The following is a 20,720-nucleotide window of genomic DNA, read 5'->3' as shown; positions in this document are numbered from 1 at the left end:
GCCACGGGCGGTGAAATTTGCTTAAATAACCGCCCCAACGTTAAGGAGAACCCATGAGCCCGCAGATTCGTTTGGCGCAGCAGCGGGATATCGTGCATCTAATGGCGGTTGAACGTTCGGCGGCGCAGCTGTTTCGCCAGCAGCCGGAGTGGCGCTTTATCGCCGAAGGCGAGGTGATGACCCCGCAGCAGCACGCCGCGTTTATCGCCGAGCGCCGTGAATGGCTGTCGGAAAGCGACAGCGGCGAGTGCGCCGGTTTTATCGCCGTGCAGGCTCAGGGGGAAGATTGGCACATCGCCGAATTGTCGGTCGCCGGCACCTGGCAGCGGCAGGGCGTCGGCCGTCGCCTGATCGGCGCGGTGGCGGAAGAGGCCAAACGGCAGGGCGCGGGCCGCCTGACGCTCACCACCTTCATTGAGGTGCCGTGGAATGCGCCTTACTACCGGCGGCTGGGATTCCGGCCGCTCGACGACGCGCGGCTCACGGCTGCCCTGCGGCGGCACCTGGATGAGGATCTGGCGCACGGCTTTGCCGTCGGCAGTCGCTGTGCCATGGAATTTACACTATCGTAAATATTGAAATACAGAGCGGGCAGGGTATGATGCAGCCACCACGCCATCGCACCCGCTCGGTATTTTGGTATGCAATGCACTCAAGTCACCGCATAAGGGACAACCCGTAATGACACAAACCCTGTTCATGATAGGCGCTCGCGGAGCCGGAAAAACCACGGTAGGCAGCGCATTGGCGCTGGCGTTGGGCTATCAGTTCGTCGATACCGATCTGTTTATGCAGCAGGCGGCGCAGATGAGCGTGGCGGAAATGGTCGAGCGCGAGGGCTGGCTGGGGTTCCGCCGCCGCGAGACCATCGCGTTGCAAACCGTGACCAAGCCGTCAACTATAGTTGCCACGGGCGGCGGGGCAATCCTGGCGGAGGAGAACCGTCAGTTTATGCGTCAGCATGGCACCGTTATCTACCTGCGCGCGCCGGCCAGCGTGTTGGCGCAGCGGTTGGAAGAGTACCCGGAAGATGCGCAGCGCCCGACGCTCACCGGCAGGCCGATCGCCGAGGAGATGCTCGAGGTGCTGGCGGCGCGCGAAGCGCTGTATCAGGATGCCGCGCATTACGTGATAGACGGCGCCGCCGATCCGCAGCGGGTGGTGGAACAAATCCTTGCGGTGCTGCCGCGTGAGACGGTGAAGTAACCCTTTCTTCTCTTCGGGCGCTGGGCGCCCGTTTTCTTATTCCGTTTGCCGAGCCGGCGCAAAGTACGCCCCGGGCGTGACGCCGAAGCGGCGGCGAAAGGCGGCGATATAGGCGCTGACGTTGTCATAGCCACAGGCGTCGGCCACCTCGCTGACCGCTTCGCCGCGTGATAATCCCTCCAGTGAACGCAATACCCGCGCCTGCTGGCGCCACAGCGCGAAGCTGATGCCGGTTTCCTGCAGAAAACGGCGGCTCAGGGTGCGCGGGCTGAGCCCGGCCCAGGCGGCCCAGTCGCGCTGGCTGCGCAGGCTGGCGGGATCGTTCAGCAGCGCCCGGGCGATGTTCAGCAACCGGGCGTCCTGCGGCAGCGGCAATTGCAAAGGGGCGCGGCTTGCCGCGTGCATTTCGTCCAGCAGCACCTGCAGCAGCCGCCGTTGCGGCGCACTCAGCGGGCCGGCGGGGAACTGTGCGATGCGCTCCACCAGGGCCTGCAACAGCGCAGAGGCCGTGAACAGCTGCGGCAGCGGCGGCATCTCCGGCACGCTTTCCACCGGCAAATACAGACTCCAGCCCGCCACGTCGCCGCAGGCCAGCGCCTGATGGGCGCATCCCGGCGGCAGCCAGCCCAGCGTACCGCCGGTGATCGCCCATTGCCGGCCCGGGAGTTCCATTGCCAGCATGCCGCGCGTCAAGAGATAGATCTGGCCGCCTTCGTGCCGGTGCCAGGGCGTCAGGTGCTTTTTTTCATGCTGAAGGCGTTGGCTGCGGATCTGCATCATGTTGGCCGTTTAACGTTATTAAAAGTCTTGATGTGGTTATTATGCCATCGCCTGGCCGGGATAGGATCGCCGTTCACCCTATTTCGGAGAAACGTGATGACTCAACTTACCCCACTGGACCTGGTACTCGATACGCTGCAGCAGGTCGTCGCCAGCCCGGAACATCGGCCGACGCTGCTCGCCGCCCGTTTCAGTGCAGGCTACCGCCAGCAGGTGGATGGCAAAGTGCTGAACTTCGAGCAGTTTGAGCAACATATGGCGCTGCTGAAGCGGCAAACTCGCCGCATGACGCTGAGCGTGATCGCGGCGGCGGAGCAGGGCGAGGCGGTGCTGACCCACCATCTGGTCGAGCTGGAAAAGCGCGACGGCGCCTGCAGCCGCGTGCGGGTGCTGGCGCACTTCACCGTGCGTGAAGGCCGCATTTGCGCCTGCGACGAACTGACCGAGCTGTTGGCGGGCGCCCCCGGCGATCGCGATCTTGGCTCGCGCGTGTCGGAATGAGGGCGGCTGCTATACTTGCTACTGTGTGAAACACACGGGAGAACGGCATGCGCGAAAATGATCAACCTGCTTATCCACGGAGCGCCCGCGTCGTAGAGGTGTTTCGGGGCGACCCGAACCTGCATCTGCGCCGTTTTGAAGTGCGCACCGACGACATTGAGCCGAATACGCTGCTCAGTGAACATGAAACCGAGCAGGAAGCGCTCGACGCCAAGCACCGCTATGAAGACGAGGCGCTAGAGCTCTGACCTGCAGCCCAGTGGAAACCGGCGCCAGGCCGGTTTCCTGTTTATCCCCCGCTTAGCACATATTTCCCAGAACAATATTGATAATGATAATCATTTATGTGATTTTTATCGCCCCTATTGGGTGTTTCACTTCTGGGAAAAGAGATGTCCAATTCCGAGTTGCAGGCGCTGTTTCTGCGCCATATGCGGCCGCTGCAAGCCTATTTGAACGCCAAACTGCGCGACCCTCAGCTGGCCGCGGATTTGGCGCAGGAAAGTTTTACCCGCCTTACCGAGCAGTATTCGCAGGGTAACATTCTCGATATCGAAGCCTACCTGTACAAAACCGCCAAAAACCTGATGCTCGACCATGTGCGCCAGCAGCAGCGGCGGCAGACCGAAGCGGTCGAAGACGACATTCTGGCGCAGTATCCCTCCGGTGAACCGGCGCTTGAACAACTGGCGATCGATAGCCAATTGCTGCAGCTGTTGCAGCAGGCGCTGGCGGACATGCCGCCGCGCACGCAGCAGATTTTCCGCCTTAACCGGCTCGATGGCCTGACCCAGGCGCAGGTGGCGGCGCAGCTGGGCGTGTCGCTCAGCACGGTGGAAAAACACCTGGCCAGCGCGCTCGAGCGGCTGATGGCGCGGATGGAAGAACAATAATGGCAATTTTTTTACGGGTTTATCCGCGCTCAGACGTCTTAACCTATAACCAGAAAAAACAGAGGTCTATGCCATTATGAAACCGCTAACCGCACAGGCGCGACAGCAGGCGGCCGCCTGGGCCGTGAGCCTGGCCGAAGGGGCGCTGCCGGCCGATCGGCGGCGAGCGTTGGACGCCTGGCTGGCCGCCGATCCGCAGCATCCGGCGGCGCTGCGTCAGGCTCGCCTGCTGTGGACGACGCTGGGGCAATTGCCGCCAGAGCAGCGGCGGGCGTTACAACCACAGGTGGTGACGCTGAAAACGTCATCCCATCGCAGGTGGCCCCGCTGGGCGGTGGCGGCGGCGGTGGCGATCGCCGTTTCCTTCGGCGTTTATCGCGGGCCGGATCTATGGATTGGCCTGCAGGCGGATTATCAAACCGTTCGCGGCGAGGTGCGCGAAGTTGCGTTGCCGGACGGCAGCCGGGTGGCGCTGGACAGCGGCAGCGCGATCGCGCTGGCGTATTCCGCAGGCGAACGCAAGGTACGGCTGCTGAGCGGCGGCGCCTATTTTATCGTCGCGCCGTTGGGCGGGACGGAAAGCCGCCCGTTCAGGGTGGAGGCGGAAAACGGTGTCACCCAGGCGTTGGGCACCGAGTTCAGCGTGGCGCGCACCGAACGGGGCGTCGACGTCAGCGTACATCAGCACAGCGTGCGGGTAACGCTTGAACGCGGTGAGCGCTCGTTGGTGGTCACGCAACGCCAGGCGGCGCATTACCGCAACGGGCAGCTGCAGCTGACGCGGCAAACGGCCGGTGATGACGCCTGGCGACGCGGCTGGCTGGTGATCGACCGTCAACCGCTGACGCAGGCGCTCGCGCAGCTCAACCGCTATCGCGAGACCCGCATCGTGGCGGTCAATCCCGCGCTAGGAGCGCGCACGGTGAGCGGCGTGTTCGCGCTCAATAAACTCGACGACGGCGTCGGCGCCATTCGTCAGGAACTCTCCGCCCGCCAGCTGAATCTCCCCGGCATCACGCTGCTTTATTGAGCGGCGCAGGCGGGCCGGGATGCCCGTTTCGCCGCTATTTTCACTTTCTGTAAAAAATCTTTACGGGTTTTTGCCTCCCGGAACGTCCTTATGTTTAAACGAGATTGATTTCCATTATCACTTGGTTTGACATTCTTTCGGGTGGAACACACACGCATGCTTATTCACAAGGGAACCACGCCGGCCGGCCGATTGGCCACGGCGGTACGCGCCGCGCTGGCGGCGATGATGTTGACTCAGCCGGCGGTGGCGCTCGCCGTCCAGGCTGAGGCGAACGGCGCGCAGGCCGCACAGCAAAAGCATTTCAACATTGCGGCGCAGCCGCTGCAGAGCGCCATGTTGCGCTTCGCCGAGCAGGCCGGCATGCAGGTGTTTTTCGACGAGGTGAAGCTCGACGGCATGCAGGCGGCGGCGCTGGACGGCAGCATGAGCGTTGAACAGGGTCTGCGGCGCTTGATCGGCGGCAATCCGGTGGCTTTCCACCTGCAGCCGCAGGGGCAAATCGTATTAAGCCGGCTGCCGACGACGAACGGCGACGGCGGCGCGCTGGCGCTGGATAGCCTGACGGTGCTGGGTGCCGGCGGCATCAACGCCAACGATTGGGTTTACGACGAACCGCGCTCGGTCAGCGTCATCAGCCGCGAACAGATGGACAACCGCCCGGCGCGACACGCGGCCGATATTCTGGAACAGACGACGGGAGCCTATTCCAGCGTCAGCCAGCAAGATCCGGCGCTGTCGGTCAACATCCGCGGCATACAAGACTATGGCCGGGTGAACATGAACATCGACGGCATGCGGCAGAATTTTCAAAAGAGCGGCCATGGCCAGCGTAACGGCACCATGTACATCGATTCCGAACTGCTGTCCGGCGTGACCATCGACAAGGGCACCACCGGCGGTATGGGCAGCGCCGGCACGCTCGGCGGCATCGCCACCTTCAATACCGTCAACGCGAGCGATTTCCTGGCGCCGGGCAAAGAGCTGGGGGGCAAGCTGCACGCCAGTACCGGCGATAACGGTACCCACTTCATCGGCAGCGGCATATTGGCATTGGGCAACGAAACCGGCGATATCCTGCTGGCCGCCAGCGAACGCCACCTCGGCGACTATTGGCCCGGCAACAAGGGCGACATCGGCAACATTCGCATCAATAACGACACCGGCAATTACGATCGCTACGCCGAGAGCATCAAGAACAACAAAATCCCCGACACCCATTACCGCATGCACTCGCGGCTGGCCAAGGTGGGTTGGAATCTGCCCGCCAACCAGCGCCTGCAGCTGAGCTATCTGCAGACCCAGACCGCGTCGCCGATCGCCGGCACGTTGACCAACCTGGGCACCCGCCCGCCCTATGAACTGGGCTGGAAGCGCACCGGTTACAGCGACGTGATGGCGCGCAACGCGGCGTTCGACTACAGCCTGGCGCCGGAAGACGTCGACTGGCTCGATTTTCAGGCCAAGCTGTATTACGTCGATACTCAGGACGACAGCGACACCTACAGCACCAGCTCGCTGCTGGACAACGGCTACGCGACGCGTACCCGGCTGCGTACCTACGGCGCGCAGGCGCAAAACACTTCGCGCTTCAGCCTGGCGCCGGGGCATGACTTCCGCGCCAACTACGGGCTGGAGTTCTATTACGACAAGGCAACCAGCGACTCTTCCCGCCAAGGCATGGAAGGGGTGACGCCGGCCGGCAACCGTTCGGTAGCCAGCCTGTTCGCCAACCTGACCTACGACTACGACGGCTGGCTGACGTTGGAGGGGGGGCTGCGTTACGACCGCTATCGCCTGCGCGGCCAGACCGGCCTGAGCTATCCGGACTTGGCCAAGGATGGGCAACGCTACACGATTGACAATCCTTGCAAAGCGCTGCGTCTGACCGGCTGTTCAACCACGACCCGCGAAGATTGGGACGTGGATCGCGATCAGGGCAAGCTGTCGCCGACGCTGGCGGTGGCGGTGCGCCCCGGCGTGGAGTGGCTGGAGCTGTATACCACTTACGGCAAATCCTGGCGGCCGCCGGCGATCACCGAAACGCTGACCAACGGCAGCGCGCACAGTTCTTCCACGCAATACCCCAACCCCTTCCTGCAGCCCGAGCGCTCGCGCGCCTGGGAAGTCGGGTTCAACGTGCAGCAGCCGGATCTGTGGTTTGAGGGCGATCGGCTGGTGGCCAAGGTGGCCTACTTCGACACCAAAGTGGATAACTACATCAACCTGGCGATAGACCGCAATAAACCGGGGCTGGTGCAGCCGAGCATCGGCAATGCCGCTTACGTCAACAACCTGTCGAAAACCCGCTTCCGCGGGCTGGAATACCAGCTCAACTATGACGCCGGGGTGTTCTACGCCGACCTGACCTACACCCACATGATCGGCAAAAACGAGTTCTGCTCGAACAAAGCCTGGCTGGGAGGGCGTCTGCGCTACGGCGACGGTTCGCGCCGCGGCAACTTCTATGTTGAACCGGATGCCGCGTCCAATGACTTCGTCACGTGTGACGGGGGGACGCAGTTCGGCTCCGCCGCCTACCTGCCAGGCGATCGCGGCTCGGTGACGCTGGGCGGCCGCGCCTTCGATCGCAAGCTGGACGCCGGGGTGACCGTGCGCTTTGCGCCGGGCTATCAGGACAGCTCGGTGCCATCCAACTATCCGTACCTGGCCGACTGGCCGAAGTACACCCTGTTCGATCTGTACGCCAGCTACAAGCTGACCGACAGCCTGACGCTGCGCGGCTCGGTGGAGAACCTGACCAACCGCGCCTATGTCGTCAGCTATGGCGAGACGCTGGCCAATACCCTCGGGCGCGGCCGCACCGTGCAGGGTGGGGTGGAATACCGTTTTTAAGCAGTAAAAGGGCGTTGCTCATCCTTGAGCACAAGGGCAGCCTCGCGAGGGGCGCCGTTCATCAATGGAGATAGAGAAATGGCATTTTCAGTTAACTATGACAGCAGCTTTGGCGGTTACAGCATTCATGACTATCTGGGCCAATGGGCTTCGACATTCGGTGATATCAACCATACCAACGGCAATGTCGTCGAAGGCTCAAACAGCGGTGGCTTCTACGGCGGCCGGTTGTCCGGTAGCCAATACGCCGTGACCAGTACGGATAACCATGTCACGTCGGTCGTGGCGGGTGGCAACCTGACCTACACGCTGTTCAATGAACCTGCGCATACCCTGTACGGCCAGCTGGATTCCCTGTCGTTCGGCGACGGTTTGAGCGGTGGCGATACATCACCGTACAGCATTCAGGTGCCTGACGTCAGCTTCGGCGGCCTGAACCTCAGCAGCCTGCAGGCGCAGGGCCACGATGGCGTGGTGCACCAGGTGGTGTACGGCCTGATGTCCGGCGATACCGGCGCGCTGGAGACCGCGCTGAACGGCATCCTCGACGACTACGGCCTGAGCGTCAACTCCACCTTCGATCAGGTGGCGGCGGCGACGGCGGTGGGCGTGCAGCATGCCGACAGCCCGGAACTGCTGGCGGCCTGATCGTGGCCGTTTGCCCGCCGGCGCCGCGCGCCCCGGCGGGCATTTTCTCGTTTTTAGCCGATGGAAAACGCCATGAAAAACGCCGTCAGGCGCGGAGAAGTGATGAGCGTGCTGGCCGCATACCGGCGCGGATTTTGGGGCATCGCACTGTTTACCGCGGTGATCAACCTGTTGATGCTGGCACCGGCGCTGTACATGCTGCAGGTCTACGATCGCGTGTTGCCGTCGGGCAACCGCATGACGCTGGCGATGCTGACCCTGATGGTGGTCGGCCTTTACCTGTTTATGGGGCTGCTGGAGTGGGTGCGCAGCCAGGTGGTGATCCGCCTCGGCGCCCAGATGGATATGCGCCTGAATCAGCGAGTCTACGACGCCGCCTTCGAAACCAATCTGAAAACCGGCAACCCGCTGGCGGGGCAGGCGCTGAACGATCTGACCAACCTGCGCCAGTTCGCCACCGGCAATGCGCTGTTCGCCTTTTTCGATGCCCCCTGGTTCCCGGTTTATCTGCTGGTGGTTTTTCTGCTCCACCCCTGGCTTGGCGCGTTGGCCAGCGCCGGGGTGATCGTGCTGGTGCTGCTGGCCTGGCTCAACCAGCGGGTGTCGCAGGCGCCGCTCGCGGAGGCCGGCCGGGTCGCGCTGAGCGCCACGCAGCAGGCCAACGGCAACCTGCGCAATGCTGAAGCCATCGCCGCCATGGGGATGCTGACCGATTTGCGCCTGCGCTGGCTGCGGCAGCATCAGCAGTTCCTGCTGTTGCAGAACCGCGCCAGCGAGAAAATCGCCGCCGTCACCGCCTGGTCGAAAACCGTGCGGCTGGCGCTGCAGTCGCTGATGTTGGGCTGTGGCGCGCTGCTGGCGGTCAACGGCGACATTACGCCGGGGATGATGATCGCCGGATCGATCCTGATCGGCAGGGTGCTGGGGCCGATCGATCAGTTGATAGGCGCCTGGAAGCAGTGGTCGTCGGCGCGCCAGTCCCTGCAGCGGCTGGAGGTGATGCTGGCCGCCAACCCGCCGCAGGCGGCGAGCCTGCCGCTGCCGGCGCCCAGCGGCGCATTGGCCGTGAATCAGCTGACCGCTGGCGCGCCCGGCGGGAGCGTACCGGTGTTGCACGGCGTCAGTTTTCGTCTGGAGGCCGGCGAGGTGCTGGGCGTCATCGGCGCGTCCGGCTCCGGCAAAACGCTGCTGATGCGCCAACTGGTCGGCGCGCTGACGCCGCTCAGCGGCGACGTGCGCCTGGACGGTGCGGATCTCCGGCAGTGGGACAAACAGCAGCTGGGGCCGCATATCGGCTATCTGCCGCAGGATATCCAGCTGTTCGCCGGTACGCTGACGGAAAACATCGCCCGCTTTGGCCAGGTTGACGCCGAGAAGGTGGTGGCCGCCGCCGCGCTGGCCGGCGTGCACCAATTGATCCTGCATTTGCCCAAAGGGTATGAAACCGAGCTGGGCGAGGGCGGCAGCGGCCTGTCCGGCGGCCAGCGTCAGCGGGTGGCGCTGGCGCGCGCGCTGTATGGCTCTCCGGCGTTGGTGGTGCTGGATGAACCGAATGCCAACCTCGATCGTGAAGGGGAAGAGGCGCTGCAACGGGCGATCGAAGCGCTGAAGGCGCGCGGCACCACCATCGTGTTGGTGACCCACAAACCGGCGATCCTGGCGACGACCGACAAATTGCTGGTGCTGGCCGCCGGCCAGGTGCAGCACTTCGGCCCCAGCGACGCCATCCTGAAGAAACTGCCTGGTTTTGCGCCCGCTGCCGTACCGGCCAACGTCGGTCGCAGCAGCGGCGGCTTCAACGTCAACTACGCCAACTTTGCCAAAACGGCCAGCGGTGAACGAAAAGTATGAGCAATCAGAGTGTGATCCCCGGCGATATCGACGCCCTTTCCCGACAGTTCGACGAAGGGCGCCATCTGCGGCTCGGCGGCTGGCTGGTGCTGCTGGGATTTGGCGGCTTTCTGCTGTGGGGGCTGTTGGCGCCGTTGGATAAGGGCGTGCCGGTTTCCGGCAGCGTGGTGGTGGCCGGTAACCGCAAGGCGGTGCAGCACCCGAGCGGCGGCGTGGTGTCGCAAATTCAGGTGCATGAGGGCGACCGGGTCCGCGCCGGGCAGGTACTGTTGTTGATGGATACCGTCGACAGCCGCACCCAGCGCGATGCGCTGCGCAGCCAGCAGTTGAGCAACGCCGCGCAGCGGGCGCGGCTGCAGGCCGAGCGCGACGGCCTGCAAGCGATCGCTTTCCCTACATTGCTGCAGGCGCGGCGGGAGGAGCCGGAGGTGATGTCGTTGATGCTGTTGCAACAGCAGCTGTTCACCAGCCGCCGCGCAGCGTTGCAGAGCGAGCTGGCGGCGATCGCGGAGAGCATCGCCGGATCGCAGGCGATGCTGGAGGGGATCCGGCAGTCTTACGCCAGCAAGCAGCGGCAAAAGGCCATGTTGCAGGAGCAACTGGGCGGCATGCGCAAGCTGGCGGCGCAGGGATATGTGGCGCGCAACCGGCTGCTGGATCTGGAAGGGCAGTATGCGCAGATCGACGGCCAGGCGTCCGAGGATACCGGCAATATCGGCCGCCTGGGGCGTCAGATCCTGGAGCTGAAGCTGCGGGCGATCCAGCGGCGGGAAGAATATCAGAAAGAGGTCAGCAGCCAACTGGCCGAAGTGCGGATGAAGCTGGACGAGCTGGATAACCGCCTGGCCAAAGCGGAGGCCGATCTGGGCCATACGCAGGTGAAAGCGCCGGTGGCGGGCACCGTGGTAGGGCTGAGCGTGTTCACCGAAGGCGGTGTGATCGGCGCCGGTCAGCAGCTGATGGAGATCGTGCCCAGCGATCGGGGGCTGCAGGTGGAGGCGCGTATCCCGGTCGAGTTGATCGACAAGGTGCAGGTGGGCTTGCCGGTCGAGCTGTTGTTCTCGGCGTTTAACCAAAGCACCACGCCGCGCGTTGAGGGCGAAGTGACGCTGGTCGGGGCCGATCGCTTGACCGACGAGAAAAGCGGTGCGCCCTATTACAGCGTGCGCGCCAAGGTCAGCGAAGAAGGATTGCAACGTTTGAACGGGTTGGAAATCCGCCCGGGGATGCCGGTCGAAGGGTTCATCCGCACCGGCGAGCGTTCGATGATGAACTACCTGTTCAAACCGCTGACCGATCGCCTTCACCTGGCGCTGACGGAAGAGTGAGCATGTCGGTTTCACCGCTCCCTTTCGCCGCGCCCGGCGCCGCCATGCCCTGGCGCCGTTGCCTGGTGCTGGTGCTGGTGCTGCACCTGCTGGCCGCGGCGCTGCTCTGGCCTTGGCGAGACAAGGCCGCGCCGGCGTGGGTGCCGCCGCCGGCGGTCATGGTGGTGATGGCCGCCGCACCGCAGGCCCCGGCCGAGGTAAAACAACCGCCGGGACAAATGACGCCGCCGCCTCAGGTTGAACCGCCGGCGCCGCCGGAACCCTTGCCGACGGTGAAGGTGCCTGAAGCCGTACGGCCGAACATCGCCGTAGCGCCGAAGCAGAAAAAACCGCCCAAGCCGGTGAAGAATCCCCCCCTGCCGCGCACACCGCCGCAGGAGAAAACGATCGCGCCGCCGAAGGTTCAGGAGCAAAGCGTCGGTGCGCCACCGCCGGGCCGGGCGGATAAAACGGCCGCGCCGCAAACTCGCCTGACGCCCTATGCTCAAGCGGGGGTGGACAACTGGCGCAGCCGCATCAGCGGCCGCCTGAATCGCTTTAAACGTTACCCCAAAGACGCATTGCGGCTGAAGCGCCAGGGCGTCGGGCAGGTGCGTTTCACGTTGGACAGGCAGGGCCATGTGCTGGCGGTGACGCTGGTCAGCAGCGCCGGGCTGCCGTCGCTGGATCGCGAAATCCAGGCGCTGGTCAAGCGCGCTTCGCCGCTGCCCACGCCGCCGGCGGACGTTTATGTCAACGGCACGGTGGAATTGACGTTGCCGATCGATTTCAGTTTGCGCGGCGCGGGTTTTTGAGCCGCGACAATATCTCCTCCTGATAAACTCATTTTTCAGCAGCTTGTCCTGTTATTCATTATTTTAAAAGCGTATCGTTATTTTATTCGGCGCGGCTAAGTCGGCGTTCTACGCAATATTTTCATTTAAAAAGCACGAATGCCTTTTATTTTGCGGCTGACAAAAAATAAACAGCTTGACGCTGCGGAGTTCGGGTTTTAGTTTTTAATTATAAAACAGGAACTGAGTTCCATATAGTGGAACAAGGCGGATCATGACAACGCTGGAAAATGCCGCTGCGGTATTAAAACTCTTTTCTCAACAACGCGTGATGCATGGCCAACCGGGCATTGCATTCAGCGATGTGGTGGACCAATTGGCGCTGCCGAAAAGCACGGTATCGCGCCTGCTTCAGACCATGGAAAATCAGGGCATGCTGGAGCGCGATCCCGATAGCCGGCGTTACCGCATCGGCGCGCTGTTGCTGGCGGCATCCAGCCACTATCTGTCGATGCCGCTGGTGGACAACCTGGCGGCCAGCATGACGCAGCTGTGCCGCCAGACGGCCTGTACCGGCTACCTTTCGATATTGGAAGGGCAGGAAATCATGGTGATGCGCATGTTCCCCGGCCGCCACTTTTTACAGGTGGTTACCCCAGCGGGTTACCGTTCACCGGCGGCGGAAACCTCGGTTGGCCGGGCGATACTGGCGCGTGAAAGCGACGAGCAGGTTCGGGCGCGTTACGCCGGCGGTTACCGGGTGACTTCGCCCAATGCGCCGCAAACGTTGGATGCGCTGTTGCAGAAATTGCAGCAGGTGAGGCGCCAGGGATGGTCGCTGGCGCGCAATGAAACCCTGAACAGCATCAGTTCGCTGGCGACCGCGCTGGTGAACAAGCACGGCAGCGAGACGGTGGGGCTGTGCCTGTCCTTTCCCTCGCAGGGCGAGGAGCAGCCGTTTGTACCGGAAGTCCTGGCCGAATTAACCGCAGTCAGCCGCCAACTGGCGGAAAAATATGGCGATGATTATTGGCAGCAGATCAAATAACGCGCCTGAGCAATCGTGTTGCATCATAATTAACGAGCGCCGACACCAGGGAACTCATTAATTATATTTCACCGTATTTTATTGGCAAGAAATAGACAGGCTGAATAAGAAGATAATCACGTTATGACGCCGGCAGTTCCAAATAATGGAACTGCCGCGGCGAGCTATCGTCTGGCGTTATTTCCGCCACGCGGCAGGGAATATTCAGGGAAACCAAGCATGAAATCAAATAATCCGCTAAAAGAGGCCGGCACGCTGTTGGTCATGGCGCTGCTTTCGGTGGTGGGGGCGATCATCGGCGTTCAGCTGATCACCACGCTGGGCGTCACGCCCAACACCTCGATCATCGGTGCGCTGATCGCCATGCTGTTGGCACGCATTCCGCTGAAAATGTTCCAACGCTACCGCTCGGTGCACACCCAGAACCTGGCGCAGACGGTGATCTCCTCCGCCACCTTCGGCGCGGCCAATTGTCTGCTGATGCCGATTGCGGTGCCTTACGTGATGGGGCAACCGCAGCTTATTTTACCGATGTTCTGCGGCGTGGCGGCGGCGATGCTGCTCGACGCCTATCTGCTTTATCGCCTGTTCGATACCAAAGTGTTCCCCGCCGCCAATGCCTGGCCACCGGGCGTCGCCGCCGCGGAGGCGATTAAAGCCGGCGATCGCGGCGGCAAGCAGGCCTGGCTTCTGGTGGTAGGCGTAGGGGTGGGCATCGCCGGATCAATGCTCAAGATCCCCATGGCGGCCTTCGGTACCGCCTTTATCGGCAATATCTGGGCGCTGAGCATGTTCGGCGTCGGGCTATTGCTGCGGGCCTACGCCGAGCCGGTGGCCGGTTTCGATATCAATGCCCATTTTATTCCGCACGGCGTGATGGTCGGCGCCGGCCTGGTGGCGCTGATCCAGGTTGCGCAGGTGATCCGCAGCCGCCGCGCCGATAGCGCCGGTTATACCCAGCCGGACAGTGCGGTAAGCAAAGCGCTCGGCCTGGGTGCGGTCGGCTACATCGCCATTGCCGCGTTTTTGGCTCTGGTCGGCGGGCTGTTTAGCGAGATGTCGCTGCCGATGTTGGCGCTGTTCGTGATTTACGCGGCGTTCGCCGCTTTCGTTCATGAGTTGATCGTCGGTATCGCCGCCATGCACTCCGGCTGGTTTCCGGCGTTCGCGGTGGCGTTGATCACCCTGATCGTCGGCATCTTGATCGGTTTCCCACCGCTGGCGCTGTGCATCCTGACCGGTTTTACCGCCGCCACCGGGCCGGCCTTCGCCGACATGGGCTTTGACTTGAAAGCCGGCTTCATCCTGCGCGGCTATGGCGAGGATCTGCGGCAGGAGCTGCTGGGGCGCCGCATTCAGCTGTTTGCGGCGCTGATCGCCTTCCTCATCGCCATTCCGGTGGTTTACTTCTCTTATCACAGCTATTTCCTGCAGGACCTGATCCCGCCGGTCGCGCGCGTTTACGCGAAGACCATTGAGGCCGGTGCGCAGCCGGGTATCGCCTGGAGCCTTTTGATCTGGGCGATCCCCGGCGCCGTGGTACAGCTGATCGGCGGCCCTAAGCGCCAGCTCGGCGTGCTGCTGGCAACCGGCCTGCTGATCAACAATGCCTTGGCCGGGTGGGCGGTGCTGGTGGGCATCGCGCTGCGCGTGGCGATCCTGCGCCGTTGGGGCGATCGCGGCCGCACGCCGATGGAGATCATGGCGGCCGGGTTTATCGCCGGCGACGCGCTCTACAACTTCTTCAGCTCGATTTTTTCCAGCAAGGGCAAATAGCCCCTGCCGATGACATTGGTGAGGTAAAACGACCATGAGTTTGCAACAAACGCTGCAGGTTTTTGAATTAATTGATAGCGCATTCGTCAGCGGCCAGGACGTCGTCGATCTGTTTGCGCCTTACCCGGCGATCCGAGCCAGCACTTTGCGCGCCGACGGGCCGAAGGGCGGCACCGATTTCGTGCGCATCGAGATCCCCGGTAGCGCAGGCAAATTCGCTGGCGGTGCGGCGCCGACGCTGGGCATTATCGGCCGCCTGGGCGGCATCGGCGCGCGGCCGACGCGTATCGGGCTGGTGTCCGACGGCGACGGCGCGATCGCCGCCATTGCCAGCGCGCTGAAGCTGGCGGAGATGCAGCGTAAGGGCGATACGCTGCCGGGCGATGTGATCGTCACCACCCATATTTGCCCGAACGCGCCGACCCGGCCGCACGATCCGGTCGATTTTATGGATTCGCCGATCGATGACGTGACGATGAACGATAATGAAGTGGTGCCGGAGGCTGACGCCATCCTGTCGATCGATACTACCAAAGGCAACCGCATCATCAACCACAAAGGCTATGCGCTGTCGCCGACGGTGAAAGAGGGCTACATCCTGCGGGTGGCGGAAGATCTGCTGCGCATCATGGAGATGACCAGCGGCCGCCCGGCGGTGACCTTCCCGATCACCACGCAGGACATCACCCCTTACGGCAACGGCGTGCATCACCTCAACAGCATCCTGCAGCCCTCGACCGCTACCGCGGCGCCGGTGGTCGGCGTGGCGATTTGCAGCGAATCGGTGGTGCCGGGCTGCGGCACCGGCGCCAGCCACGAAACGGACATCGCGCTGGCGGCCAAATTCGCGGTGGAAGTCGCCAAAGAATTCGGCCGCGGCACCTGCCGGTTCTACGATGCCACCGAATACGGCCAGCTGCTGGCGCTGTACGGCAGTCTGAGCCACCTGCAAAAAAGGAGATAGATCCATGACGGCTTCATTCGCCACGCTGACCCTCGGTCAGGCGCCGCGCAGCGATATCATGCCGCTGCTGTCTGCTTATCTGCCGGCGGAGCGGGTGAGGCACGTCGGTTTGCTGGACGGCCTGGATGCCGGGCAGATCGCCGAGCGTTATGCGCCGCAACAGGGCGATAAGCTGCTGGTGTCGCGCCTGTTGGACGGCACGCAGGTGACGCTCGATGCCGCTCGCGTCGAAAGCGGGTTGCAGCAGAAGATACGCGAGCTGGAGGCGGCGGGGTGCCAGGTGATCCTGCTGCTGTGCACCGGCGAATTCGGCCGCTTGCAGGCGGAACAGGCGCTGTTGCTGGAGCCGGATCGCATTATTCCGCCGTTGATCTCCGCGATCGTCGGCGCACACCGCGTCGGCATCGTGGTGCCGATGGCGGAACAGGTTGGGCAGCAGGCGCGTAAATGGCGGCAACTGGCGACGCCGCCAAGCTATGCCGTCGCCAGCCCCTATCTGGCAGATGATGCCGCGCTGGAGCAGGCGGCTTGCGCACTGCTGCGGCAGGGGGCGGAGGTGGTGGTGCTCGACTGCATCGGTTATCACCAGCGTCATCGCGCCTTTTTGCAGGCGCGTCTGTCGGTACCGGTGTTGTTGTCGAACGTACTGGTCGCCAAGCTGGCCGCAGAGTTAATCGACTGATTCAAATAGCGAAAAGTCACCGCTCGACGCAGCCTCAGGCGCTTTGCACCCAGGGATCTCCCTGGGCTTCAGCAGCCCTGACTGCCAGTGAGAGGCCCGGCAGCGTTTTCCTCTGCGCCGCGATCGCATTTCGCGCGAAAAACCAGTGACAGATCAACCGCAATCCCCCAATATGGATTTTCCATCAAGATGATTACGCGGGTGCCAGTCTATGCTGAAAGTGAATGAGTATTTTGCCGGAAAAGTGAAGTCTATCGGTTTTGACAGTAGCAGCATCGGTCTTACCAGCGTGGGCGTGATGGAAGAGGGCGAATACACCTTCTCCACCGCGCAGCCGGAAGAAATGACGGTGATCACCGGGGCGCTGAAAGTGCTGCTGCCGGGGGCGCCGGACTGGCAGGTGTTTACGCCGGGCGAGAAGTTCTTCGTGCCGGGGCACAGCGAGTTCAACCTGCAGGTGGCCGACGCGACCGCCTATCTGTGCCGCTACCTGAGCAAATAAATTTTGTTCGTTAGGGGAACGCAGGGCTCAGCGGATGCTGGGCCCTGGTCGTTTTTGAGGCGGGATTAACGCTGGGCTTCGCCGCCGAGCGCTTCGATGGTGTTTTTGATCAACGCCGCCAGCTCGCTGGTCATCAGGATAAAATCGGCGTCAAAGCGCTGGGCGAAGTCGTCGCGATCGATATCGTCGTTCTGCTCGCGCAGCGTGTCGGCGAACTTCAGGCGCTTGAGCGAGCCGTCGTCCGACAGCATCAGCTGAATGCGCTCCTGCCAGTCCACCGCCAGTTTGGTCACCAGCTTGCCGGCTTCGATATGCACCGCGATTTCGTCGCTGATCAGATTCTGTTTCTTGCAGCGGATCACGCCGCCTTCTTCCAGAATCGCTTTCAATTCCGCTTCATCCTGAATGGCGAAGCCGGCCGGCATCTCGCCGGAACGCACCCATTCGGTCAGCGTCAGTTCGATCGGGCTTTCCATCGTCAGCGGCACCACCGGCAGCGAGCCGAGGCTTTTGCGCAGCAGCGCCAGCGTATCTTCGGCGCGTTTGGCGCTGGCGGCATCGACCATGATCAGATCGTTGACGGTGTCGATCCACATGAAGGTCTGATTGAAGCGGCTGAACGCGCGCGGCAGCAGGCTGTGCAGCACTTCGTCCTTCAGCGCGTCTTTCTCGGTTTTCTTCAGTTTGCGGTGTTGTTCCGCTTCCAGGCGCTCAATCTTGGCCTGCAGCTCTTGCTTGATGACCGGCGACGGCAGGATTTTCTCTTCCTTGCGCGCGCAGATGACGATTTGGCCGTTGACCGCGTGCGTCAGCGCATCGCTGTGCGAGCCCATCGGGGAGACCCAGCCGGTCTTCGCCATGTCCTGGCTGCCGCACGGCGTGAAGGCGAACGCGCTGAGTTGTTTTTCCATTTCATCCGCGTTTAACGCCACTTCGCGGCTCAAACGGTAAACCATCAAATTCTTAAACCACAGCATAATGTTATCCCTGGCTGGGCGTGCGTTCGGCACGCTGATTCGTCAAAAGCAGGGCGGCATGATAACGAATTGACGCTGAAAAATCGCCCCATTCTCTCCGAATTGCGTCGCCGTACGCAGCGGAAAAGCCCTGGCAGGGGAGAGGGAAACAGGTGATTCATCCGCGCGCTTACATTAGGCTGTGGCAACGCTGCGCTGCATCGAGGAGAAAAAACGTGCGCATTGGCATCGACTTGGGTGGGACGAAAATTGAAGTGATTGCGTTGGCGGACGACGGGCGAGAGCTGTTTCGCCATCGTATCGCCACGCCGCGCCATGACTACGGGCAAACCCTGGCGGCGATCGCTGGGCTGGTGAAACTGGCGGAAGATCATACCGGCGAGCGGGGATCGGTCGGGGTCGGCATTCCCGGCACGCTGTCGCCGTTTACCGGGCGGGTGAAAAACGCCAACTCGGTATGGCTCAACGGCCAACCGCTGGACAAAGATTTGTCGGCGCTGCTGGCGCGCGAGGTGCGTATCGCCAACGACGCCAACTGCCTGGCGGTGTCGGAAGCTACCGACGGCGCAGGCGCCGGCGCGCAAACCGTGTTTGCGGTCATTATCGGCACCGGCTGCGGTGCCGGCGTGGCGCTGAACGGCCAGGCGCATTCCGGCGGCAACGGCATCGCCGGCGAGTGGGGCCACAATCCGCTGCCGTGGCAAGATGAGGATGAGCTGCGCTACGCCCGCGAAGTGCCGTGCTACTGCGGCAAACCGGGCTGCATCGAAACCTTTATTTCCGGTACCGGTTTCGCCACCGACTATGCGCGCCTGAGCGGCAACGCGCTGCAAGGGCACGAGATCATGGCGCTGAGCGAGCGGGGCGATGCGCTGGCGGAGCAGGCGATCGTTCGCTACGAAATGCGGCTGGCAAAATCGTTGGCGCACGTGATCAACATTCTGGATCCGGACGTGGTGGTGCTCGGCGGTGGCATGAGCAACGTGGATCGCCTGTATCGCACCGTGCCGCAGCGGGTGAAAGATTGGGTGTTCGGCGGCGAGTGTGAAACGCCGATCCGCAAGGCGATCCACGGCGACTCCAGCGGCGTACGCGGCGCGGCCTGGCTGTGGCCGCAACAGCAGCGCTAAGCGTTGCAGCAAAGCGCGAGGTTGCTCGCGCTTTAAATCCTTCCCTGTACAAAAACTGGACGGCGCTTTATGCTTTAGCTAACTTAGCTAAGGAGGACGCGTATGCCGATTCAGGCCAATATGCATGAAGCCAAATCCAATCTGAGCCAGTTGGCGGACAGAGCCGCGGAGGGAGAAACCGTGATTATTGCAAAAGCAGGGAAGCCGTATGTACAGCTGGTTGCCATCCAGGGGGAAGCGCGCCGCCCTGGCGCCGCCAAGGGCAAGTTCACCGTGCCGGCGGATTTCAACGCGGGGGATGCGGCCATTGCGGCGCTGTTTGAGGGCGATGAATGAAGCGCCTGCTGCTGGATACCCACGCGTTGCTGTGGTGGCTGATTGATGACGCTTGCCTGGGCGCGAACGCCAAAAGGCAGATCGCCGATCCGGGCAATGCGGTGTACGTCAGCGCGGCCAGCATTTGGGAAATCTCGATCAAGCAGGGGCTGGGCAAGCTGGCGCTGCCGGAGGACATCTTTGCGATCATCGAGGCCGAAGATTTTCTGTCGCTGCCGATGGACGCCTTTCACTGCCAACAGGCCGGGCAGCTGCCGCCCTATCATCAGGATCCTTTCGATCGCATGCTGATCGCACAGGCTCAGGCCGAAGGGCTGACGCTGATCTCCGCCGACGCGGTGTTTCCGCAGTACGGCGTGCGGGTGGCGGACGCCCGCCGTTAAGCCGGTTTTTCCTCGCTTTCGCTGCGCACCCGTTCGATATGAATGGTCAGGAACATCATCTCTTCCGTGGTGAGCTGATGCTGATAGTGCTTTTCGATGTGGCGGTTGATCTTGCCGGCGCAGGCGAATGACTCACGGTATTTCTCTTTCACTACCTGATACAGCGAGTCGTCGTCGCTGTCGACGTAGTTTTTCCCCAGCAGGCGCTGGGCGAAGAATTTCAAATGGGTGACGAAACGGTGGTAGCTCAGGGCTTCCTCGTTGTAATCAAAGCGGAAGTGGTATTTGACCAGGTTGAGGATCTCTTGCATCACGCGGGTGATGTGCAGCGTATTGTGCATCTCGTCGTTAAGCTGGGCGTTGACCAGGTGCAGGGCAATAAATCCGGCTTCATCTTCCGGCAACGCGGTATCCAGCCGTTGGGCGATCAGGGCCAGCGCCTCCAGGCCGACGGCGAACTCGGCCGGATAGAGCTTTTTAATCTCCCACAGCAACGCATTTTTGATATCCAACCCTTCCGCGTGGCGCTGCAGAGCGAAATGGATGTGGTCGGTCAGCGTGATGTAGACGATGTTATGCAACTTGCCCGGCAGCCGTTCGCGGGCGAGGGTAATAATCCTGTCGGCGGTGGTGACGCAGGCCAGCGGGATCTCGGAGAGCAGCTCTTTATAACGCTCGGCGATTTCGCCACCGTTATGGGTGAACACCTTTTCGATCAGGCTTTCGTCCAGCGTGTCGCCGGGCTTCTTTTTAAAGCCAATTCCTTTTCCCATTACCACCGTCTCTTCCTGACGGTCGTCCAGCGTAATCACCACGTTATTATTGAGTATTTTAGCGATTTTCATGGTCTTTCCCGGTGTTTCAGCATCCTGAAAACGAAAAAACCTGACGCCCGGAAGCGATCCCGGGCGTCAGGTTTTGCCTGTATTTTATGTTTCTGTCCTGCGGCCTGAGCGGCGGAGGGGATACAGTAACAATCCTGTTATGCCTGCATAATAACCCGTGCTCGCCGCGGCTCAACGCTTTTCACCGCGGAGTGCCGCCGCGGTCACACTT

At 62.3% G+C, this 20,720-nt stretch carries 22 protein-coding genes; 19 read left to right on the top strand and 3 right to left on the bottom strand.

The window, feature by feature from the left end; all coding sequences use genetic code 11:
- The first annotated feature begins 53 nt into the window (after positions 1-53).
- The gene (locus ACUTSC_RS10575) at positions 54-572 is read left to right on the top strand and encodes a GNAT family N-acetyltransferase (RefSeq protein ID WP_197766859.1); all 519 of its coding nucleotides are present in this window, start codon (positions 54-56) and stop codon (positions 570-572) included.
- Positions 573-681: 109 nt separating this feature from the next.
- Positions 682-1,206: a shikimate kinase AroL gene (gene aroL / locus ACUTSC_RS10570; protein ID WP_033637260.1), complete on the top strand. Its 525-nt coding sequence runs from the start codon at positions 682-684 to the stop codon at positions 1,204-1,206.
- Positions 1,207-1,242: 36 nt separating this feature from the next.
- On the opposite strand, the gene ACUTSC_RS10565 is transcribed toward aroL, so the two are convergent.
- Complete coding sequence (locus ACUTSC_RS10565; RefSeq protein ID WP_197766857.1) at positions 1,243-1,986, bottom strand: helix-turn-helix domain-containing protein; 744 nt, start codon at positions 1,984-1,986, stop codon at positions 1,243-1,245.
- 96 nt (positions 1,987-2,082) lie between these two features.
- Here ACUTSC_RS10565 and ACUTSC_RS10560 point away from each other — a divergent pair, with 96 nt between their 5' ends.
- The 14 genes from ACUTSC_RS10560 (at position 2,083) to ppnP (ending at position 16,838) form a co-directional block, all read left to right on the top strand.
- On the top strand, positions 2,083-2,487 hold the full coding sequence (locus ACUTSC_RS10560; RefSeq protein WP_197766856.1) for a nuclear transport factor 2 family protein: 405 nt from the start codon (positions 2,083-2,085) through the stop codon (positions 2,485-2,487).
- Positions 2,488-2,534: 47 nt separating this feature from the next.
- Complete coding sequence (locus tag ACUTSC_RS10555) at positions 2,535-2,735, top strand: YaiA family protein (protein WP_004940491.1); 201 nt, start codon at positions 2,535-2,537, stop codon at positions 2,733-2,735.
- Positions 2,736-2,879: 144 nt separating this feature from the next.
- Positions 2,880-3,380 (top strand): RNA polymerase sigma factor, encoded by a 501-nt coding sequence (locus ACUTSC_RS10550; protein WP_445653322.1) that lies wholly within the window; start codon positions 2,880-2,882, stop codon positions 3,378-3,380.
- Positions 3,381-3,456: 76 nt separating this feature from the next.
- Entirely contained in the window at positions 3,457-4,410 is a 954-nt protein-coding gene (locus ACUTSC_RS10545) for a FecR domain-containing protein (RefSeq protein ID WP_197766855.1), read from the top strand.
- Positions 4,411-4,566: 156 nt separating this feature from the next.
- Positions 4,567-7,266: a TonB-dependent hemoglobin/transferrin/lactoferrin family receptor gene (locus ACUTSC_RS10540; protein WP_445653321.1), complete on the top strand. Its 2,700-nt coding sequence runs from the start codon at positions 4,567-4,569 to the stop codon at positions 7,264-7,266.
- 78 nt (positions 7,267-7,344) lie between these two features.
- Positions 7,345-7,914 carry a heme acquisition protein HasA gene (locus ACUTSC_RS10535; RefSeq protein ID WP_033647344.1) on the top strand — a complete coding sequence of 190 codons (570 nt, stop codon included), beginning with the start codon at positions 7,345-7,347 and terminating at the stop codon, positions 7,912-7,914.
- 72 nt (positions 7,915-7,986) lie between these two features.
- Positions 7,987-9,765 (top strand): type I secretion system permease/ATPase, encoded by a 1,779-nt coding sequence (locus ACUTSC_RS10530; RefSeq protein WP_197766853.1) that lies wholly within the window; start codon positions 7,987-7,989, stop codon positions 9,763-9,765.
- Entirely contained in the window at positions 9,762-11,093 is a 1,332-nt protein-coding gene (locus ACUTSC_RS10525; RefSeq protein WP_197766852.1) for an HlyD family type I secretion periplasmic adaptor subunit, read from the top strand. Before ACUTSC_RS10530 ends, ACUTSC_RS10525 begins: the two co-directional genes overlap by 4 nt.
- Positions 11,094-11,095: 2 nt before the next feature.
- A complete protein-coding gene (locus tag ACUTSC_RS10520; RefSeq protein ID WP_197766851.1) occupies positions 11,096-11,887 on the top strand; it encodes a TonB family protein in 792 nt (263 codons plus the stop codon).
- A 253-nt stretch (positions 11,888-12,140) separates the two neighbouring features.
- Positions 12,141-12,914 carry an IclR family transcriptional regulator domain-containing protein gene (locus ACUTSC_RS10515; protein WP_197766850.1) on the top strand — a complete coding sequence of 258 codons (774 nt, stop codon included), beginning with the start codon at positions 12,141-12,143 and terminating at the stop codon, positions 12,912-12,914.
- Positions 12,915-13,133: 219 nt separating this feature from the next.
- Positions 13,134-14,690 carry an OPT/YSL family transporter gene (locus ACUTSC_RS10510; RefSeq protein WP_445653320.1) on the top strand — a complete coding sequence of 519 codons (1,557 nt, stop codon included), beginning with the start codon at positions 13,134-13,136 and terminating at the stop codon, positions 14,688-14,690.
- A 34-nt stretch (positions 14,691-14,724) separates the two neighbouring features.
- The gene (locus tag ACUTSC_RS10505) at positions 14,725-15,654 is read left to right on the top strand and encodes a DUF1177 family protein (RefSeq protein WP_197766849.1); all 930 of its coding nucleotides are present in this window, start codon (positions 14,725-14,727) and stop codon (positions 15,652-15,654) included.
- A gap of 4 nt (positions 15,655-15,658) precedes the next feature.
- Positions 15,659-16,336, top strand: coding sequence for an AroM family protein (locus ACUTSC_RS10500; protein ID WP_197766848.1), 678 nt, complete (start codon positions 15,659-15,661; stop codon positions 16,334-16,336).
- Positions 16,337-16,547: 211 nt separating this feature from the next.
- Complete coding sequence (gene ppnP / locus ACUTSC_RS10495; protein WP_004940463.1) at positions 16,548-16,838, top strand: pyrimidine/purine nucleoside phosphorylase; 291 nt, start codon at positions 16,548-16,550, stop codon at positions 16,836-16,838.
- A 65-nt stretch (positions 16,839-16,903) separates the two neighbouring features.
- Here ppnP and rdgC read toward each other — a convergent pair whose 3' ends face one another.
- Positions 16,904-17,815: a recombination-associated protein RdgC gene (gene rdgC / locus ACUTSC_RS10490; protein ID WP_004940461.1), complete on the bottom strand. Its 912-nt coding sequence runs from the start codon at positions 17,813-17,815 to the stop codon at positions 16,904-16,906.
- Between the two features lie 215 nt (positions 17,816-18,030).
- Between rdgC and mak the strand changes: the two genes are divergently transcribed.
- From mak to ACUTSC_RS10475, 3 genes are all read left to right on the top strand, one after another.
- Positions 18,031-18,945, top strand: a complete 915-nt coding sequence (mak, locus tag ACUTSC_RS10485) for a fructokinase (protein WP_107227173.1) — start codon at positions 18,031-18,033, stop codon at positions 18,943-18,945.
- A gap of 102 nt (positions 18,946-19,047) precedes the next feature.
- Positions 19,048-19,281: a type II toxin-antitoxin system Phd/YefM family antitoxin gene (locus tag ACUTSC_RS10480; RefSeq protein WP_107227174.1), complete on the top strand. Its 234-nt coding sequence runs from the start codon at positions 19,048-19,050 to the stop codon at positions 19,279-19,281.
- Positions 19,278-19,664, top strand: coding sequence for a PIN domain-containing protein (locus ACUTSC_RS10475; protein ID WP_197766847.1), 387 nt, complete (start codon positions 19,278-19,280; stop codon positions 19,662-19,664). Before ACUTSC_RS10480 ends, ACUTSC_RS10475 begins: the two co-directional genes overlap by 4 nt.
- On the opposite strand, the gene licT is transcribed toward ACUTSC_RS10475, so the two are convergent.
- Entirely contained in the window at positions 19,661-20,509 is an 849-nt protein-coding gene (licT, locus tag ACUTSC_RS10470; protein WP_049270780.1) for a BglG family transcription antiterminator LicT, read from the bottom strand. The two genes, ACUTSC_RS10475 and licT, sit on opposite strands and share 4 nt — an antisense overlap.
- Positions 20,510-20,720: the final 211 nt, after the last annotated feature.

It is taken from the genome of Serratia sp. TSA_105.2, from assembly GCF_052692115.1.
Note: the sequence above shows the minus strand (reverse complement) of the source record. Positions and strands in the feature narration are given on the sequence as shown.